The following is a 15,558-nucleotide window of genomic DNA, read 5'->3' as shown; positions in this document are numbered from 1 at the left end:
CCGGTTGAAACACGACCTCGGAGGAGCACTTTGTATCGTGAAATGCTGCGACGTGTCGTGATTCGGCAGGTGAGCTGCAGAAGTAGCGGTGACTCTCTGTCGCTGACCAGGTCGGTTCAGGCGGCCGGGCGGAGGGGTTGGCACCCCGCCCGGACCGCACTCGAGTTCTACCAGCTTTCGGTCGTTGTGTCGGGGAGGTCAGGAGAATCGGGTCGTCTCACTAGAATGAGACGACCGTGTTCATTCGTTTCCGGGAGTCCGCCGTGACCATTCAGCCCGTTCGCCTCTTCGGCGACCCCATCCTGCGTGCACGTGCGGCGGAGGTCACCGAGTTCGATCGTGAGTTGCGCCAGCTCGTCGCCGACCTCACCGACACCATGCACGACGATGGCGGGGTCGGGATGGCGGCGCCGCAGATCGGTGTCGGCCTGCGGGTGTTCGTCTACGACACCGGCGATGCCGCGGGCCATCTGGTGAACCCGACATACGTGGTGGACGGCGAGGAAGAGCAGGTCGGGCCGGAAGGGTGCCTGTCGATTCCCGGTGTGCGCTATGACACGCGGCGGGCGCTGCGGGTGCGTGCGTCCGGGTTCGATGTGGACGGCGTGCCGATCGAGTTCGCGGCCGAGGGATTGCTTGCCCGATGCGTGCAGCACGAGACCGACCACTTGGACGGTGTGCTGTTCCTGGATCGACTGGATCCAGCTGCGCGCAAGGAGGCGATGCGCACCATCCGCGAATCCGATTGGTTCACAGCGGGTATCACGGTGCGCAGTTCGCGCGCGCTCGGGACCAGTCCGGCCGGTCCGCTCGGGCGTGGTCGCTGATGCGCATCGTCTTTGCTGGCACACCCGAACCGGCGGTGCTGTCGCTGCAGCGATTCATTGATTCGCCGCGTCATGAGGTGGTCGCCGTGCTGACCCGCCCCGACGCGGTCGCCGGACGTGGGCGCAAGGTGACCAGGTCGCCGGTCGGCCGGTTGGCCGACGAGCACGGCATCCCGGTGCTGACCCCGCGCCGCCCGGCCGAGCCCGAATTCATCGAGCAGCTCACCGCGCTCGAACCCGACTGTTGTCCCGTGGTCGCCTACGGTGCGCTGTTGCCGCAGCAGGTGCTCGACATTCCGCGCTTCGGCTGGATCAACCTGCACTTTTCGCTGCTGCCCGCCTGGCGCGGCGCGGCGCCGGTGCAGGCGGCGATCGACGCCGGTGACGAGATCACCGGCGCATCCACCTTCCAGATCGAGGCGGGCTTGGACACCGGACCGATCTTCGGCGTCGTCACCGAGAAGATCGCGGTGACCGACACAGCGGGAGCGCTGCTCGAACGGCTCGCGGTCAGCGGCGCTCACCTGCTGGAGACCACCCTCGACGGTGTGGAAGACCGGACGCTGCAGGCCGTTTCGCAGCCGACCGACGGTGTCTCCTATGCCCCCAAGGTGGCCGTCGAGGCCGGGCGCATCCGGTGGGACATGCCCGCGCTCGCCATCAGCAGGCGTATCCGCGCGGTCACCCCGGCCCCCGGCGCGTTCACCGAGATCGGTGGCGCCCGCGTGAAACTCGGACCGGTCGAAATGGTCGAGGAAGTGCTGCCGCCGCGAACGATCGAAGTTCGCAAGTCCGGCGTTTTCGTGGGCACCGCCACCACCGCGGTCCGCCTGAATCAGGTCCAACCGCAAGGCAAACGAATGATGGCAGCGCTCGACTGGGCCCGCGGCGCGCGCCTGCAGCCGGGCGCGGTGGTCGAATGAGCACCGACGATCACCAGTGGAAAGGACAGTCCGACGCACGTCGGGTCGGATCGGCACCGGTGAAAAACGGTGCACAACGAAAGGATTCGGCCTTGCACGACGACTCGGCCCGCGGCGGAGACTCGACACACCAGAATCGTGGTGGCGACCGACAGGACCCGCCGCCGTCGAAAGACGCGGGCCGCAGCGGTTCCTCGGGAGCCCGCGACACCGGAGCCACGCCGCGGGGGCAGCGCGGCGGTCAAGGCAGCAAGTCCGGTGCGGGGAAAGCAACCGGCCAACGCAGCGAGGCCGCAGACGGCGATCAGAGCCGTCCCGGCGAGGCACGTCGAGGGCAACGCGGCCAGAGCCAAGGTGCGGCGACGGGGCAGTCCGATCGGGGGTCCCGCAATGCTGGGGTCCGCCGCGGGGCCGCGCAGGGCACTCAGGGCGGGCGTAGCAACTCGGCACAGGGGCGGGATGCGGGTGGTACGGGACGTGGATCGTGGAGCCCACCGGGGCCGGGCAAGGATGGGCCGCGCGGGCAGGGTGACCCGGTTCGGCGATCGGGTGAGCGGCCTCACAAAACAGGGGCGACGCCGTCGGGTGATCGGGTGCGAGGCGGTGCCGACCGGTCCGGGCGCCCAGCGTCGAAAGGTGCTGCACGGCAAAAGGACTCGAAAGGTGCTGCACGGCAGAAGGGCTCGAATACTTCGCGGACCGGACGGGACGAGCGCGCCTGGGCGGGTTCGGTAGACGCGGTACGGCTCGTAGCGCTCGACGTGCTGCGCGCGGTTCGGGAACGCGACGCCTATGCGAACCTTGTCCTGCCCGCACTGCTTCGGGAGCGCAAGATCTCCGGTCGGGATGCTGCGCTGGCCACCGAGCTCGCCTACGGCACCTGCCGATCGCGGGGACTGTTGGATGCGGTGATCGCCGATGGTGCGGGACGGCCGATCGGCGAGATCGACGGGCCGCTACTGGATGTGTTGCGGCTCGGTGTGTATCAGCTGCTGCGCACCAGGATCGGGGCCCATGCGGCGGTGGACACCTCGGTGGCGCTGGCGCGTGCCGAATTCGGTGCGGGCAAGGCGGGATTTGTCAACGCGGTGCTGCGCAGGGCAGGTGAGAAGTCCGTCGACGAGTGGGTCGAGGTGCTCGCACCGCGGGATCCGATCGGTCGGTTGGCGTTCGAGTTCGCGCATCCGACGTGGATCGCGCAGGCGTTCGCCGACGCCCTCGGCGCGCAGGCGGGCGAGCTGCGAGAGGTCCTGGCCGCCGATGACGCTCGCCCGATAGTGCACCTGGTCGCACGCCCGGGCGAGATCACCGCAGAGGAGTTGGCGCTGGTGACCGGTGGTGAGGAGGGCCGATGGTCGCCCTATGCGGTGTACCTCGAAGGCGGCGATCCCGGAAAACTGGAGCCGGTGCGTGAGGGCATGGCGGCAGTACAGGACGAGGGCAGCCAGCTGGTAGCACTCGCACTCACTCGCGCACCGCTGGACGGCCCCGACAACGGCCGCTGGCTCGACCTCTGCGCAGGCCCGGGAGGCAAGGCGGCACTGCTCGGTGCGCTTGCTGCCATCGACGGCCACCGCGTCGATGCGATCGAGCCCGCGCAGCACCGCGCCGAACTCGTCCGCAAGGCCGTGCACAACCTACCCGTCGACGTGCACGTCGCTGACGGCCGCAGCAGCGGACTGACCCCCGGATACGACCGCGTCCTGGTCGATGCGCCGTGCACCGGTCTCGGCGCGCTCCGGCGCAGGCCGGAAGCCCGCTGGCGCCGCACTCCGTCCGATGTGGCCGAGCTGGTCGTGCTGCAACGCGAATTGCTGGCCGCCGCATGGGAACTCGTGCGCCCAGGCGGCGTGGTGGTCTACTCCACCTGCTCCCCGCACCTGCAGGAGACTGTCGCTATCGTCGCCGACGCCGTGCGCCGCACCGGAGCAACCCAATTGGACGCCCGCGACCTGTTCCCCGGCGTCACCGGTCTCGGCGACGGCCCCGGCGTGCAACTGTGGCCGCACCGCCACGGCACCGATGCGATGTTCCTCGCGGCGCTGCGCAAACCGGTGGAGTAGTCGCCTACGGAGTCACGAGCAGCCGGGTCACGGCCCGACGGCCGGGGCGCATCGAGTTCGGGTGTGCGGATCGAAGTGCGGAAAGCGAATTCCTGCTGTGGAAGTCGTCGTTACCTGCGGAGTTTCCAATACCCTCGACCAAATCCTCGCCGGGGATTACTCGAGCCCCGGAAGCCGGCATGCTGGGCCGTTCGTCGCTGCCGCCGGATGCTTCGACCCAAGGCCGGACCGCCGCGAGGCTGACCGGGCAGCACATCGCGCGACGGTGGCTGTGTTCGGCGATCGCGGCGGTTCGACGCCCGGCGATTCAGGTGGCGATGCCCTCGGGCAGTATTGCTTCGGCGAGCAGCCGCCACTGCGGCATGGCAGTGTGGCCCGGCTCGATGCCGATCACTTGGGCGGCAACGTGATCGGCCCCGGCGTCGACGTGTGCGCGCAGCTTCTCGACGATGGTGTCGGGTTCTCCCCAGAACACCAGGTCGTCGACCAGGCGGTCGCTGCCGCCTCCAGTGACGTCATCCTCGGAATAGCCCAGGCGGCGGAACTTCGCCACATTGAAGGGGGTGTTCAGGTACACATGCAGGTGTGTGCGGGCGATCGCGCGTGCGGCCTCGGGGTCGGACTCGAACAGCACCGCATGTTCGACACCGAGAAACGCTTTCGGCCCCAGTATTTCTCGTGCCTGTGCCGTGTGCTCGACGGTGACCTTGTAGGTGTGGGCGCCGGCCGCACGGTCGCGGGCTTGCTCGAGCATCTTGGGACCGTAGGCGGCCAGCACGCGGGTGTTCCGCGGTTGCGGGGTGTCGGCTGCGAGCGCATCCAGCTCATCGAGGTAACTGGTGATGGCCGCGAGCGGCTTTACCCCCGGTATCCCGGCGCTGACGCCGAGCCCGAGCACATGCCGGCCGGGGTAGGCGTCGGCGAGCAGCTGCGTGGCGCCGTGGGTGGCACGGGCCGTGCGCTGCCCGATGGTGGCGATCCCGTTGACGATGTGGATTCGCCGGGTGGCGGCGAGTAGCAGGCCGGCGTGCGTGAATGCCTCGCGGCCGCCGACTTCGGGGAACCAGAAACTCCGCCACCCCAGGTCTTCCAGTTCCTGGATATCGGCGCGGATCTGTGCCGCCGATCGGTGCTCGAAATCCCAGGTGTAGATCCCGAACGTGCCGAGATCCCGGCCGTCGATCGTGTTCATCAGCTGACTCCTCGGGCGTGATACATCGTTCTATCGAAGATTCTCGATGTATCGTAGAATCGCGTAATTCCGATATGAAGTCAAGCGGTGATGGTCACCTACCCGGCTCACCTGCGCCTCAGAGACTCCGGCCGAGCTCGGCGACCAGCTCGGCGATGCGTTCTTCGTCGCGCCGATAGTGGGTCCACTTGCCGACTCGAGTCGAGCGCACCAGGTCGGCGCGCTCCAACTCGGCCATGTACGCGGACACTGTCGACTGGGCCAGCCCCACCTTGGCCTGGATGTGGGTCACGCATACGCCCACCTCGTGCGGATCCGCGATCGCCCCATCCAGGTTGAAGTTGCGCTCCGGTTCGCGCAGCCACTGCAGCAACTGCAGCCGCATGGGGTTCGCCAGTGCCCGCAGGGTCTGTACCAGGCGGGGGTCCGGTGCGGCTGAAGTCTTCGCCATGCCCGCAGTATAGGCTCGTTCACTGACAATTCGAAGAATGTCGATACAACGAGCAGCTCCCTCCGCGACGCATCGGAAACCGGCCATACTCGACAGCGCCCTCATCACGCACAACCGCACAGGAAACCGCCAGCGCTACAACAACCACTCGCAGTTCCATGGAATCAACAAAATGACGATCGGTTCGCCGAACCAAACGTTGAGCGTGACCTCTCTTCAGTCCCGTGTGGACTGCTCGCGGAGCCGGGCAAGCGTTTTCGCCAGGATGCGCGAGACGTGCATCTGCGAAATGCCCATGCGCTGGGCGATCTGCGTCTGGGTCATCGACTCGAAGAACCGCATGGTGAGGATGCGTCGCTCGCGTTCCGGCAGACCGGCGAGCAGCGGCCGGATGGCGACGTATTCCTCCACCCGATCGAACTGGGATTCCTCCTCGCCGAGGGTGTCCAGCAGCGAGGCATCGGTGTCGCGACCGAGTGAGGCGGCGTCGATGGAGCTCGGCTGGTAGGCGTTGCCCGCGATGACCGCCTGGGTCACCTCATCGGGATCCACGTCGAGTTCGGCCGCGATCTCTTTCGCGGTGGGGGAGCGGCCCAACGACTGGGACAGCGAATCGATGGCCGCGCCGATGCGCAGATGCGTCTCCTTGACACGGCGCGGCACGCGCATCGCCCAGGTGTTGTCACGGAAATAGCGCCGGACCTCGCCCATGATGGTCGGCACGGCAAATGACAGGAAGTTCGAGCCGCGCGAGATATCGAATCGGTCGACCGCGTGTACCAAACCGACCCTGGCGACCTGGGTGAGATCGTCGAACGGCTCACCGCGCCCGCTGAATTTTCTGGCGATGTGGTCGGCGAGCGGGATGCAGCGGCCGATCAATTCAGCGCGCAGCGCGGTGTGTCTCGCAGTACCCGGCGTGCTCGCGGAGAGTTGCTCGAAGAGGGCGGCGACGTCGTCGTATCCTCCGCTGGACCCGGCCTCTTCGAGCGTTTCGGCCACCTCGGCGGAATCCTCCACCTGAGCCGGTTCGACCTCATCCTCCGCTCTTGCGTCCGCCTCCGACACCACAGTTTCGTCCGGCACCACGTTGTCGTCCGACACAGCGCTCTCATCCGGCTCAGCGCGTTTGTCCGACACAGCGTTTTCGTCCGCCACTACGCCTTCCCCCGGACCCGACGGAACTCCACCGTCGTCGGATATCCGGAGACGGCCGCATCGTACGAATCCTGTGTTGCCTCCACCACATCAGTGAGCGTGCGTAGTACATGCCACCCGAAGCTGCGCTGATCGGGCAGCCCCTCGCTGCCCGCCACACCGCTGACCCGCACCAGCAACTCCGTCTCACCCACGGTGAACCGGCAGTGCAGGCTGGTGTCCGGCGCCGCGACCGCGATGAGCGTCGAGCACACCTCGTCCACCGCGAGCCTGATGTCGGCCACCTCGTCCAGGGTGAAATCGCTGAGCAGGACGAGGGTTTCGGCGAGCCCACGCACAATGGGTAGCTGTGTCACCGACGCAGCTACGCGAATCTCCACCGGGGTGCTGTAAAGCCCCTGTTCCGCCGAAATGTTGATCACCCTATGCAGGCTACCCACTCCTGGCCGGGGCAACCCTCAGTACCGTTAGACTGCCGCGTTGTGTCCTCTTCGACGTTTTCGCGCCCGGCCGCCCCGATGATCGCCCCGTCCATCCTGTCCGCGGACTTCGCGCACCTCGCCGACGAGGTCAAAGCTGTGGAGGGCGCTGACTGGTTGCACGTCGATGTGATGGACGCGCACTTCGTGCCGAACCTGACGCTCGGGCTGCCGGTGGTCGAGAGCCTGTTGAAGGCGACCGACATTCCGCTGGATTGCCACCTGATGATCGATGACCCGGGCCGCTGGGCGCCGCCGTACGCGGAGGCGGGTGCACACAACGTCACTTTCCACGCCGAGGCGACCGACGATCCGATTGCGGTCGCCCGTGACATCCGAGCGGCGGGGGCGAAGGCCGGACTCTCGGTGAAGCCGAACACGCCGATCGAGCCGTACCTGGAGATCCTGCGTGAGTTCGACACTCTGCTCGTGATGAGCGTGGAACCCGGTTTCGGCGGGCAGTCCTTCATCGCGCACGTGCTGGAGAAGGCGCGCATCGTGCGCAGGCTCGTCGACGCGGGTGAGCTGCGGCTGATCGTGGAGATCGACGGTGGCATCAACAACGACACGATCGAGGCGGCGGCGGAGGCCGGAATCGACTGCTTCGTCGCCGGATCCGCCGTCTACAACACGGCCGATCCCGGTGCCACCGTCGCCGCGTTGCGGCGGCGTGCAGCCGCGCTGCGCGTCCAGTAACTCGACATTCGGGTCCCTGGGGTCCCGAATCTCGTTATGACGAGTGAACTTTCGTAGCACCGAGGATGCGGGTCGCTTCGACGACCGCGCTCAATGGCGGCAGTGTTGTCGCGTTCTCCGGTGGCTGTATCCAGGTTCGGTAGCCGGTGCGTTCGTCGTCCGGTGATGGCAGCACGACCTGGCTTCCGGTGCAGGCGACGGTGGCATACAGCCGGAACAGTTCGGCGGACACGGCGGTGCTGAGTGTGTCGAGCCGGGCGGGGCCGGTGATGAAGGTCCACCGCCGCGCGCGCGGATGATGGACGACCGGTGCGGCGATCTGGGCCTGGGTGAGCTTGTGCTGGACTTGTTCGCCGAGCTCCGCGGGCATGGTGATGGCTCCGTAGTGCGTGCCGATATGCAGTAATATGCGGCGCGACGTCGGGTCGATTGATGCAGGCATATGAAATTCGCGCCGATACTGCCCACAGCGAACTTCCAGCGTCGAATCCAGAAGAGTGGTCACGCAACACCCCCAAGTGTGTCGAACCTGATTTGACCCATCGTGCTGTCTATTTGACCCACGGCGCTGTTTCTGTCTTCCTCGAGTGGTGGACTTCCCTGGATCGAACTCCCTGGGGCCGCAACGGACCTCGGGTCGAACCGCTCCGCACTGAACTGCTCAAGTTGAACGTCAGGAATCAGCTACATAACAATATTGCATCCAATTTTTCTCCCACGCAAGCATTCGGTGTAATCGTGTTTCGGCTGGGTACTCAGCGGAATCCCACATTACGAGTCGCGAGCGAAATTCATCCGCCCGGTTTCGAAAATATGAATTGATATTGATCGCCGACAGGTAAACGGCGATATTTCCTCATGCTCGGTCATGATTCGGCAGCGAACAATAATTGGCGTCAAGTTCGGCGCGATCCGACCAGCCCAGCGGTCTGGTTCCGGTGTCGGCCGTGGGGTCAGGGTTTCCCGGCCACTGGATGGAACCGTGCTGGTCGCCCGCCGACACCCGTCGTTAGGCTGGTCCGGCACCGGCCGGCGGGAATAGCAGCCCGGCCCGAGCCGTTTCGGCAACCGGTAGAAACGACGCGACAGGGAGTCAAGGCATGTTCACAGGCATCGTCGAGGAGCTCGGCGAGATCGTCGCCACCGAGCAGTTGGCCGACGCCGCTCGGCTGACGATCAGGGGCAAGCTGGTGACCTCCGATGCCGGACACGGAGATTCGATTGCCGTGAACGGGGTGTGCCTGACCGTGGTCGAGGTGATCGATGGCGACTCGTTCACCGTCGACGTGATGCAGGAGACGTTGAACCGCTCCAGCATCGGCGGCCTCGGCACCGGTGCCCGGGTCAACCTGGAACGCGCGGCCGCGCTCGACAGCAGGCTCGGCGGACACCTCGTGCAGGGGCATGTCGACGGCACCGGCACCGTGCTCTCCCGTACACCCTCGGAGAACTGGGAGGTCGTGCGGATCTCGCTGCCCGACGCGATCGCCCGTTATGTCGTGGCGAAGGGGTCGATCACCGTCGACGGAATCTCACTGACGGTCTCCGGCCTCGGCCTTTCGGAGGAACCGGCCGCCGACGGCAATTGTGACTGGTTCGAGGTTTCGCTCATCCCGACCACTCTCACGATGACCAATCTCGGCGCCGCGACGGTGGGCACCACGGTCAATCTGGAAGTGGACGTGATCGCCAAGTACGTCGAGCGGCTCCAGCAACGGGGCTGAACCGGTCGGTCGCATATGCGCCGCCGGAGACATACGGCGGACGCCGTAGTGTTAGGGACGCACCCTTTTCGAGATGGAGCACAGCAGACGTGACCAGGTTCGACACCATCGAGCGCGCAGTCGCCGATATCGCCGCCGGTAAGGCGGTCGTCGTCGTGGACGACGAGGACCGCGAGAACGAGGGCGACCTCATCTTCGCGGCGGAGAAGGCGACCCCCGAGTTGGTGGCCTTCATGATTCGCTACACCTCTGGTTATATCTGCGTGCCGCTGACCGGTGACGACTGCGATCGGCTCGGCCTGCCGCCGATGTACGCGCTGAATCAGGACAAGCACGGCACCGCCTACACCGTGTCGGTCGACGCCCGCGAAGGCATCACCACCGGCATCTCCGGCGCGGACCGTGCGACCACCATGCGTCTGCTCGCCGCGGCGGAAACGAAGGCCGACGATTTCACCAGGCCCGGCCACGTGGTGCCGCTGCGCGCCAAGGACGGCGGCGTGCTGCGTCGCCCCGGCCACACCGAGGCCGCGGTGGATCTGTCCCGGATGGCAGGCCTACGTCCTGCGGGTGTGATCTGCGAGATCGTCAGCCAGAAGGACGAGGGCCACATGGCCCGCACCGAGGAGTTGCGCGTCTTCGCTGACGAGCACAACCTGGCGCTGATCTCGATCGCCGACATGATCGCCTGGCGACGCAAGCACGAGAAGCATGTGGTGCGGGTCGCTGAGGCGCGGATCCCCACGGCGCACGGCGAATTCAAGGCCGTCGGCTACCAGAGCATCTACGACGAGGTGGAGCATGTCGCGCTGGTGCGTGGCGACATCTCCGACGGCGAGGACGTGCTGGTGCGGGTGCATTCGGAATGCCTCACCGGCGACGTGTTCGGTTCGTTGCGCTGCGATTGCGGTCCGCAGCTAGATGCCGCGCTGGAGATGGTGGCCCAGGAGGGCCGCGGTGTGGTGCTGTACATGCGTGGCCACGAGGGCCGCGGCATCGGTCTGATGCACAAACTGCAGGCCTACCAACTGCAGGACTCCGGCCACGACACCGTCGATGCGAACCTGGAGCTCGGATTGCCCGCGGATGCGCGCGATTACGGCACCGGCGCGCAGATCCTGGTCGACCTCGGCATTCGCTCGATGCGGCTGCTCACCAACAATCCGGCCAAGCGCGTCGGCTTGGACGGTTACGGGCTGAAGATCACCGACCGGGTCCCGATGCCATTGCGCGCCAACGCGGAAAACCTGCGGTACTTGCGGACCAAGCGGGACCGGATGGGCCACGACCTGATCGGCCTCGACGAGCTCGACCTCGGCGAGACCGCGCAGTGATACACACAGTCGACGAGATCCGGAAGGACGGACTTCGATGAGCGGTACCGGCGTACCGACATTCGCGCTGGAGGATGCCAAGAAGCTCAAGCTCGGCATCGTCGCGTCGCGTTGGCACACGCAGATCTGCGACACGCTGGTCGCGAACGCGGAACGGGTGGCGAAGGAAGCCGGTGTCTCGCAGGTAACGGTGGTGCGGTGCGCGGGTGCGATGGAGCTGCCGGTGGTTGCACAGGAGTTGGCCCGCACGCATGATGCGGTGGTCGCGCTCGGTGTGGTGATCCGCGGTGGTACACCGCATTTCGAATACGTCTGTGATGCGGTGACCGCCGGTCTGACCCGGGTCTCGCTGGATGCGGGCAAGCCTGTCGCCAACGGCGTGCTGACCACCAACAACGAGGAACAGGCCCTGGACAGGGCCGGGCTGCCCGGATCTGCCGAGAACAAGGGTGAACAGGCCGCCGCGGCAGCGCTCGACGCCGCGCTGACCCTGCGTACCCTGCGTCGGTCCGCGTAGACCGATGCCCGTCGTCCGGATCTGGCGAAGGAAGCCCGGCGCCGGGGCGAGCGCGCCCGCCGACTCGGCTGCGGGACAGGGCGACACCCCGGAGTGGGAGCTCGAAGTGCGCCCGCGTCGCGCGGTCCGCACCGCGTGGATCGTCGCGACGGTGCTCGCCGCGGTCTTCATCGCGGGCGGTATCTGGTTACGCACCGGCTCGACCGGCGTCAACTTTCGCCCGGCCGACCAGCTGGCGATGATGGGCATCGGCCTGCTTGCGGCTGCCGCGGTGCTGCTGCTGACCAGGCCCAGGCTCCGCGCCGGTGCGCGCGGCGTCGCGGTCCGAAACATCCTCGGCGACACCGTGTTCCCCTGGGAGCACATCCGAGGTGTCTCCTTCCAGGACCGTAAGTCCTGGGCCCGCCTCGAACTGATCGACGACGACTATGTCCCGTTGCTCGCCATCCGCTCCAATGACAAAGAGCATGCGGCCCGTGCCCTGGATCGGCTCCGCGAGCTCGGTTCGAAGTACACCACCGCCGAATAGCGCTGCCCACCACCACAACTCGCCGTCCTGCCGGTCGGCCGTAATGGTGCGTGGCTCATCATGTGCGGCGCATCGCGTGAGCGCCCCGCCCTGGTGTGTCAGTCGTCCGCGGCAGGAAGAAGGGGAAGGTGGGTGCCGTGGCCGATTCTTGGGTGCGGGCGGGGTTGGCTGGGCTGAGGTCGGTGGACTGTGATGTCACCGAAGGCTGGTGTCCGAGCCGGGAGGACATCCCGGCTCGGACACCAGGCGGTCAGTGCGTGTCGCCGAGGACAGCGCCTTCGCGGCGAGGGTCGGCGCCACCGATCCAGCCGCTCGTCCCGTCGCGCTGCAGGGCGCTCAGGCCGCTGATCTGGGGAGCGACCGAGACCTGGTGGCCGAGTTCACGGAGGCGGAGCACCAGTGGGTCGTGATCGCCGTTGTCGGTGGCGTTGATGGCAGGGTGTTCGCCGCCGACATTGGTCGTCGGAGTGTTGGCCGCGCCGAAGTCGACGCCGGAGACCGCCTGCTGTGGGTCGAGACCCCAATCCAGCACGCCGATAAGGGACTTCAGCACGAACTGGATGATCACCGAACCGCCGGGGGAGCCGATGACCTGGGTGAGTTCGCCCCGGGCGCCGTCGGCCCCGCGATCGAAGACCAAGGTGGGGCTCATCGAACTACGTGGGCGCTTGTTCGGCTGCACGCGGTTGGCTACCGGTGCTCCGTCGGTGCCGAGCGGATCGGCCGAGAAATCGGTGAGTTGGTTATTGAGAACGAATCCGTCGACCAGATGGAACGAGCCGAACGCGGACTCTACCGTCGTCGTCATCGAGGCGGCATTGCCGTACTTGTCGACGACCGAGATGTGGCTGGTGCCGTGCTCGGGGGGCTGCGGGCCGACGCCGACCGGGACCGGGCCGAAGTCGCCCGGTTGCGCGGTGCCCATGCTGCGGCCGGGGTTGATCAGCGCGGAACGCTGCTTCAGGTAGTCCCTGTTCAGCAGTGTCTGCGGTGAATTGCCAGGCAGTGGAATGAAATCCGTGTCGGCCACGTACTTGTTGCGGTCGGCGTAGGCGAGCCGCTCCGCCTCGGAGACGAGGTGCACCGCCTCTGCCTTCGGCTTCCCACCGTTGTGATCGACAGTGTCCGGTCGCAGCGCGGCCAGGTCGAAGTTCTCCAAGATGCCGAGCGTGGCGGCGACGGCGATGCCGCCGGAGGACGGGGCGGGCATGCCACAGATCTCGTGGGTGCGGTAACCGGTGCACAACGCGGTCCGCTTCTTGGGTTGGTATCCGGCCAGGTCGTTCGCGGTGATCAGACCGGGAGTGCGGCCGCCCGCCGTCGAAGCGGCCGCGTCGACGATGTCGCGGGCGATGGCGCCGGTGTAGAACGCCTGCGCACCCTCGGAGGCGATGGCGCCCAACGCCTTCGCCATCGCCGGGTTGGCCAGGTTGGTGCCCGCGGGTTTGGCGGAGCCGTCAGGGTTGAGGAAGTAGGCCTTCGAGGCCTCGTCGAGAGCGAGATCTTTGGCGGAATCAGCGATCTGCCCGGCCAGCCGCGGGCTGATCGAGAAGCCTTGATCGGCCAACGACACCGCGGGATCGAACAGCTCACGCCAACCGGTCTTACCGTGTTCCTGATGTGCGAGCTCCAGCATGCGCAGCACACCGGGGACGCCGATGGCGCGACCGCTCGCGCGGGTGTTCGGCTTGGGTTCGGTCCGGTCGGTATCGCTGATCCAGCGCAGGTAGTTCTCGGTGGCGGCGGCCGGGGCGACCTCGCGCCCGTCGTAGGCGTCGACGGTCTTGGCCGCCGCGTCGTAGTAGAGCATGAACGAGCCGCCGCCGATTCCGGACGATTGCGGCTCGACCAAGCCGAGCACTGTTTGTGCGGTGATCAGTGCGTCGGCCGCAGTGCCCCCATCGTTCAGTACCTTGCAGGCCGCCTCGGTGGCGAGCGGATTCGCCGTGGCCACGGCGTACGAGCTCGTCCGGACCGCAGTCATATTGCTGCGATAAGCCGACGCGCTCTCAGGGTTGGTGCTGATGTTTTGTGTGGTGGTGGCACCCGCCGTGGTGAGTGCGGCTGTCACCGGAGTCCCGTTCGGCACACTGGCACATGCCGCGGCCTTGTCGCTGTCGGACGAACAACCTGTCACCAGTCCCACTGTGAGGACCAGGGCCGCGCCGGCCCCGGTCCAGATGTGTCGCACGCGCATTCACGGAACCTTATCGCTCCGCTGCCGCCCGCAGTGCGGTTTTCCCCGCCACTGGGAAGGTCATAAGCGGCCGGTCCGGGCCGGTAGGCTGGCTCGGTGACGGTAGCGGCGGTGCTCTTCGACTTTTCCGGGACGCTGTTTCGGCTGGAGGATGACGAATCCTGGGCCGATGATCTCCTCGGAGAAGACGGGCAGCCGTTCGATGCGCACGAAACGGCCGAGATCCTACGGCGCATGACGGCGCCTGTCGGTCAGTCCGTGCGGTTCGACGTCGAAGGCCAGATCGCTTGGGAGCAAAGGGATCTGGATCCGATGCAACACCGAAAGGCCTACCTCGAGGTACTGCGCCAGTTCGGGGTGCCGACGGTGCGGCAAGCGGAGCGGTTGTACGGCAGGCTCGTCGATCCGATGGCGTGGACGCCGTATCCCGACACCGAGGACGTTCTGAAAATGCTCGCGGCGCAGCGTATTCCGGTCGGTGTGGTCAGCAATATCGCGTTCGATGTGCGTCCGACCTTCGCGGCACGAGGCTGGGACCGGTTGGTCGACACCTTCGTGTTGTCCTTCGAGGTCGGTTCCGTCAAACCGGATTCGCGTATCTTCCGAGCCGCGCTCGAGGAACTCGGCGTGCCCGCCGAGTCGGCGCTGATGGTCGGTGACAGCGCGGAGGCCGACGGCGGCGCGACCGCCCTCGGTTGCGGTTTCGCCCGCGTCGACCCCTTGCCGACGGTGGAACGTCCAGATGCGTTGCTGCGAGTCCTGGAGCAGTACGAACTCGGCTGATCGGCCGATCGAATCGCGAGCGCCGAGTCGACATGCGATAGCGCGAACGTTCGATTGTGTCCTGTGTCACAGTGGTAGGAGATTGCATCGTCTGGGCCACCGTGTCGAATTACGGTGCGATCTGCGGGCCCGTCGGGGGTCCGCTGGTTTCCTCGTTGAAATGGGGGAGCGCTGTGTACGCGGACCCTGCTGCGGAGAATCGCGCCATCGCGTTGGCGGCCCGAATGCTGGGCGGCATGCCCCCGCAGGTTCGCGAGGCGCGTGAAGCCGCATGGGGCATGGCGGTATTCGGAATCGCCTATCCGGCGATCATGGGATCGACCATCGGTGCCGACGCGGCGCGGGCGGCCTCGATTCAATTCGTCTTCGGTGCGATATTGGGGCTTGTCGCGTGCGGGTTCGCCGGTCGATGGCGGCGGGCGGGGTTCACTGCCATCGTGTTGGCATTTCTGCAGGTTGTGGTCTGCGTATGGGCGCGCAGCGATGTCATTCCGCCCGCGCTCTGGATTGCTGCGGTGCTCTACTCTGCGAGCGTTTGCTGTGCTGTTGCCTGGTTGCTTCGGCGGCCCGTGGCGCAAGCCTGGTTTGTCGTTGGCGCCTCGCTTCCCGCGCGCTGAGTTCGGGGTTCGTGTCGTTATTCGACGCGGAAGGTCACCGGCTCTGGCGTGGGGACATGTCGCGTGAG

At 66.6% G+C, this 15,558-nt stretch carries 16 protein-coding genes; 10 read left to right on the top strand and 6 right to left on the bottom strand.

From position 1 onward, the window contains the following. Positions 1 to 263 precede the first annotated feature (263 nt). From def to AB0M74_RS04205, 3 genes are all read left to right on the top strand, one after another. The gene (gene def, locus AB0M74_RS04215) at positions 264 to 827 is read left to right on the top strand and encodes a peptide deformylase (RefSeq protein WP_364901443.1); all 564 of its coding nucleotides are present in this window, start codon (positions 264 to 266) and stop codon (positions 825 to 827) included. Beyond that, positions 827 to 1,750, top strand: coding sequence for a methionyl-tRNA formyltransferase (fmt, locus tag AB0M74_RS04210; RefSeq protein WP_364901441.1), 924 nt, complete (start codon positions 827 to 829; stop codon positions 1,748 to 1,750). Before def ends, fmt begins: the two co-directional genes overlap by 1 nt. A 593-nt stretch (positions 1,751 to 2,343) precedes the next feature. Further along, on the top strand, positions 2,344 to 3,813 hold the full coding sequence (locus AB0M74_RS04205) for a transcription antitermination factor NusB (protein ID WP_364901439.1): 1,470 nt from the start codon (positions 2,344 to 2,346) through the stop codon (positions 3,811 to 3,813). A 307-nt stretch (positions 3,814 to 4,120) separates the two neighbouring features. Here the strand turns inward: AB0M74_RS04205 and AB0M74_RS04200 are convergent, their stop codons facing one another. The 4 genes from AB0M74_RS04200 to AB0M74_RS04185 all read right to left on the bottom strand — a co-directional run bounded on the left by AB0M74_RS04200 (position 4,121) and on the right by AB0M74_RS04185 (position 7,036). Then, positions 4,121 to 5,005 (bottom strand): TIGR03620 family F420-dependent LLM class oxidoreductase, encoded by an 885-nt coding sequence (locus tag AB0M74_RS04200; RefSeq protein WP_364901437.1) that lies wholly within the window; start codon positions 5,003 to 5,005, stop codon positions 4,121 to 4,123. 118 nt (positions 5,006 to 5,123) lie between these two features. After that, positions 5,124 to 5,456, bottom strand: a complete 333-nt coding sequence (locus AB0M74_RS04195; protein WP_364901435.1) for a metalloregulator ArsR/SmtB family transcription factor — start codon at positions 5,454 to 5,456, stop codon at positions 5,124 to 5,126. A gap of 216 nt (positions 5,457 to 5,672) precedes the next feature. Then, positions 5,673 to 6,476 (bottom strand): RNA polymerase sigma factor SigF, encoded by an 804-nt coding sequence (locus tag AB0M74_RS04190; RefSeq protein ID WP_364901943.1) that lies wholly within the window; start codon positions 6,474 to 6,476, stop codon positions 5,673 to 5,675. 137 nt (positions 6,477 to 6,613) lie between these two features. Beyond that, entirely contained in the window at positions 6,614 to 7,036 is a 423-nt protein-coding gene (locus AB0M74_RS04185; protein WP_328403027.1) for an anti-sigma factor, read from the bottom strand. A gap of 96 nt (positions 7,037 to 7,132) precedes the next feature. On the opposite strand from AB0M74_RS04185, the gene rpe reads away from it, so the two are divergent. Continuing rightward, the gene (gene rpe / locus AB0M74_RS04180; RefSeq protein ID WP_364901941.1) at positions 7,133 to 7,789 is read left to right on the top strand and encodes a ribulose-phosphate 3-epimerase; all 657 of its coding nucleotides are present in this window, start codon (positions 7,133 to 7,135) and stop codon (positions 7,787 to 7,789) included. A 34-nt stretch (positions 7,790 to 7,823) separates the two neighbouring features. On the opposite strand, the gene AB0M74_RS04175 is transcribed toward rpe, so the two are convergent. Beyond that, complete coding sequence (locus AB0M74_RS04175; RefSeq protein ID WP_364901433.1) at positions 7,824 to 8,294, bottom strand: hypothetical protein; 471 nt, start codon at positions 8,292 to 8,294, stop codon at positions 7,824 to 7,826. A gap of 595 nt (positions 8,295 to 8,889) precedes the next feature. Here AB0M74_RS04175 and AB0M74_RS04170 point away from each other — a divergent pair. The 4 genes from AB0M74_RS04170 to AB0M74_RS04155 all read left to right on the top strand — a co-directional run bounded on the left by AB0M74_RS04170 (position 8,890) and on the right by AB0M74_RS04155 (position 11,893). Continuing rightward, positions 8,890 to 9,513 (top strand): riboflavin synthase, encoded by a 624-nt coding sequence (locus AB0M74_RS04170; RefSeq protein WP_364901431.1) that lies wholly within the window; start codon positions 8,890 to 8,892, stop codon positions 9,511 to 9,513. Between the two features lie 89 nt (positions 9,514 to 9,602). After that, on the top strand, positions 9,603 to 10,847 hold the full coding sequence (locus tag AB0M74_RS04165; RefSeq protein WP_328403020.1) for a bifunctional 3,4-dihydroxy-2-butanone-4-phosphate synthase/GTP cyclohydrolase II: 1,245 nt from the start codon (positions 9,603 to 9,605) through the stop codon (positions 10,845 to 10,847). A gap of 37 nt (positions 10,848 to 10,884) precedes the next feature. After that, positions 10,885 to 11,364, top strand: coding sequence for a 6,7-dimethyl-8-ribityllumazine synthase (ribH, locus tag AB0M74_RS04160; RefSeq protein ID WP_364901429.1), 480 nt, complete (start codon positions 10,885 to 10,887; stop codon positions 11,362 to 11,364). Positions 11,365 to 11,368: 4 nt separating this feature from the next. Further along, complete coding sequence (locus AB0M74_RS04155; protein ID WP_364901427.1) at positions 11,369 to 11,893, top strand: PH domain-containing protein; 525 nt, start codon at positions 11,369 to 11,371, stop codon at positions 11,891 to 11,893. A gap of 250 nt (positions 11,894 to 12,143) precedes the next feature. Here AB0M74_RS04155 and AB0M74_RS04150 read toward each other — a convergent pair whose 3' ends face one another. Then, positions 12,144 to 14,090 carry a gamma-glutamyltransferase family protein gene (locus AB0M74_RS04150; RefSeq protein ID WP_364901425.1) on the bottom strand — a complete coding sequence of 649 codons (1,947 nt, stop codon included), beginning with the start codon at positions 14,088 to 14,090 and terminating at the stop codon, positions 12,144 to 12,146. A gap of 96 nt (positions 14,091 to 14,186) precedes the next feature. Between AB0M74_RS04150 and AB0M74_RS04145 the strand changes: the two genes are divergently transcribed. Beyond that, entirely contained in the window at positions 14,187 to 14,873 is a 687-nt protein-coding gene (locus AB0M74_RS04145) for an HAD-IA family hydrolase (protein WP_364901423.1), read from the top strand. A 224-nt stretch (positions 14,874 to 15,097) separates the two neighbouring features. Next, the gene (locus AB0M74_RS04140) at positions 15,098 to 15,490 is read left to right on the top strand and encodes a hypothetical protein (protein WP_364901421.1); all 393 of its coding nucleotides are present in this window, start codon (positions 15,098 to 15,100) and stop codon (positions 15,488 to 15,490) included. Positions 15,491 to 15,558 lie beyond the last annotated feature (68 nt).

The organism is Nocardia sp. NPDC051463, assembly GCF_040681975.1.
In the GTDB taxonomy this organism is placed as follows: domain Bacteria; phylum Actinomycetota; class Actinomycetes; order Mycobacteriales; family Mycobacteriaceae; genus Nocardia.
Note: the sequence above shows the minus strand (reverse complement) of the source record. Positions and strands in the feature narration are given on the sequence as shown.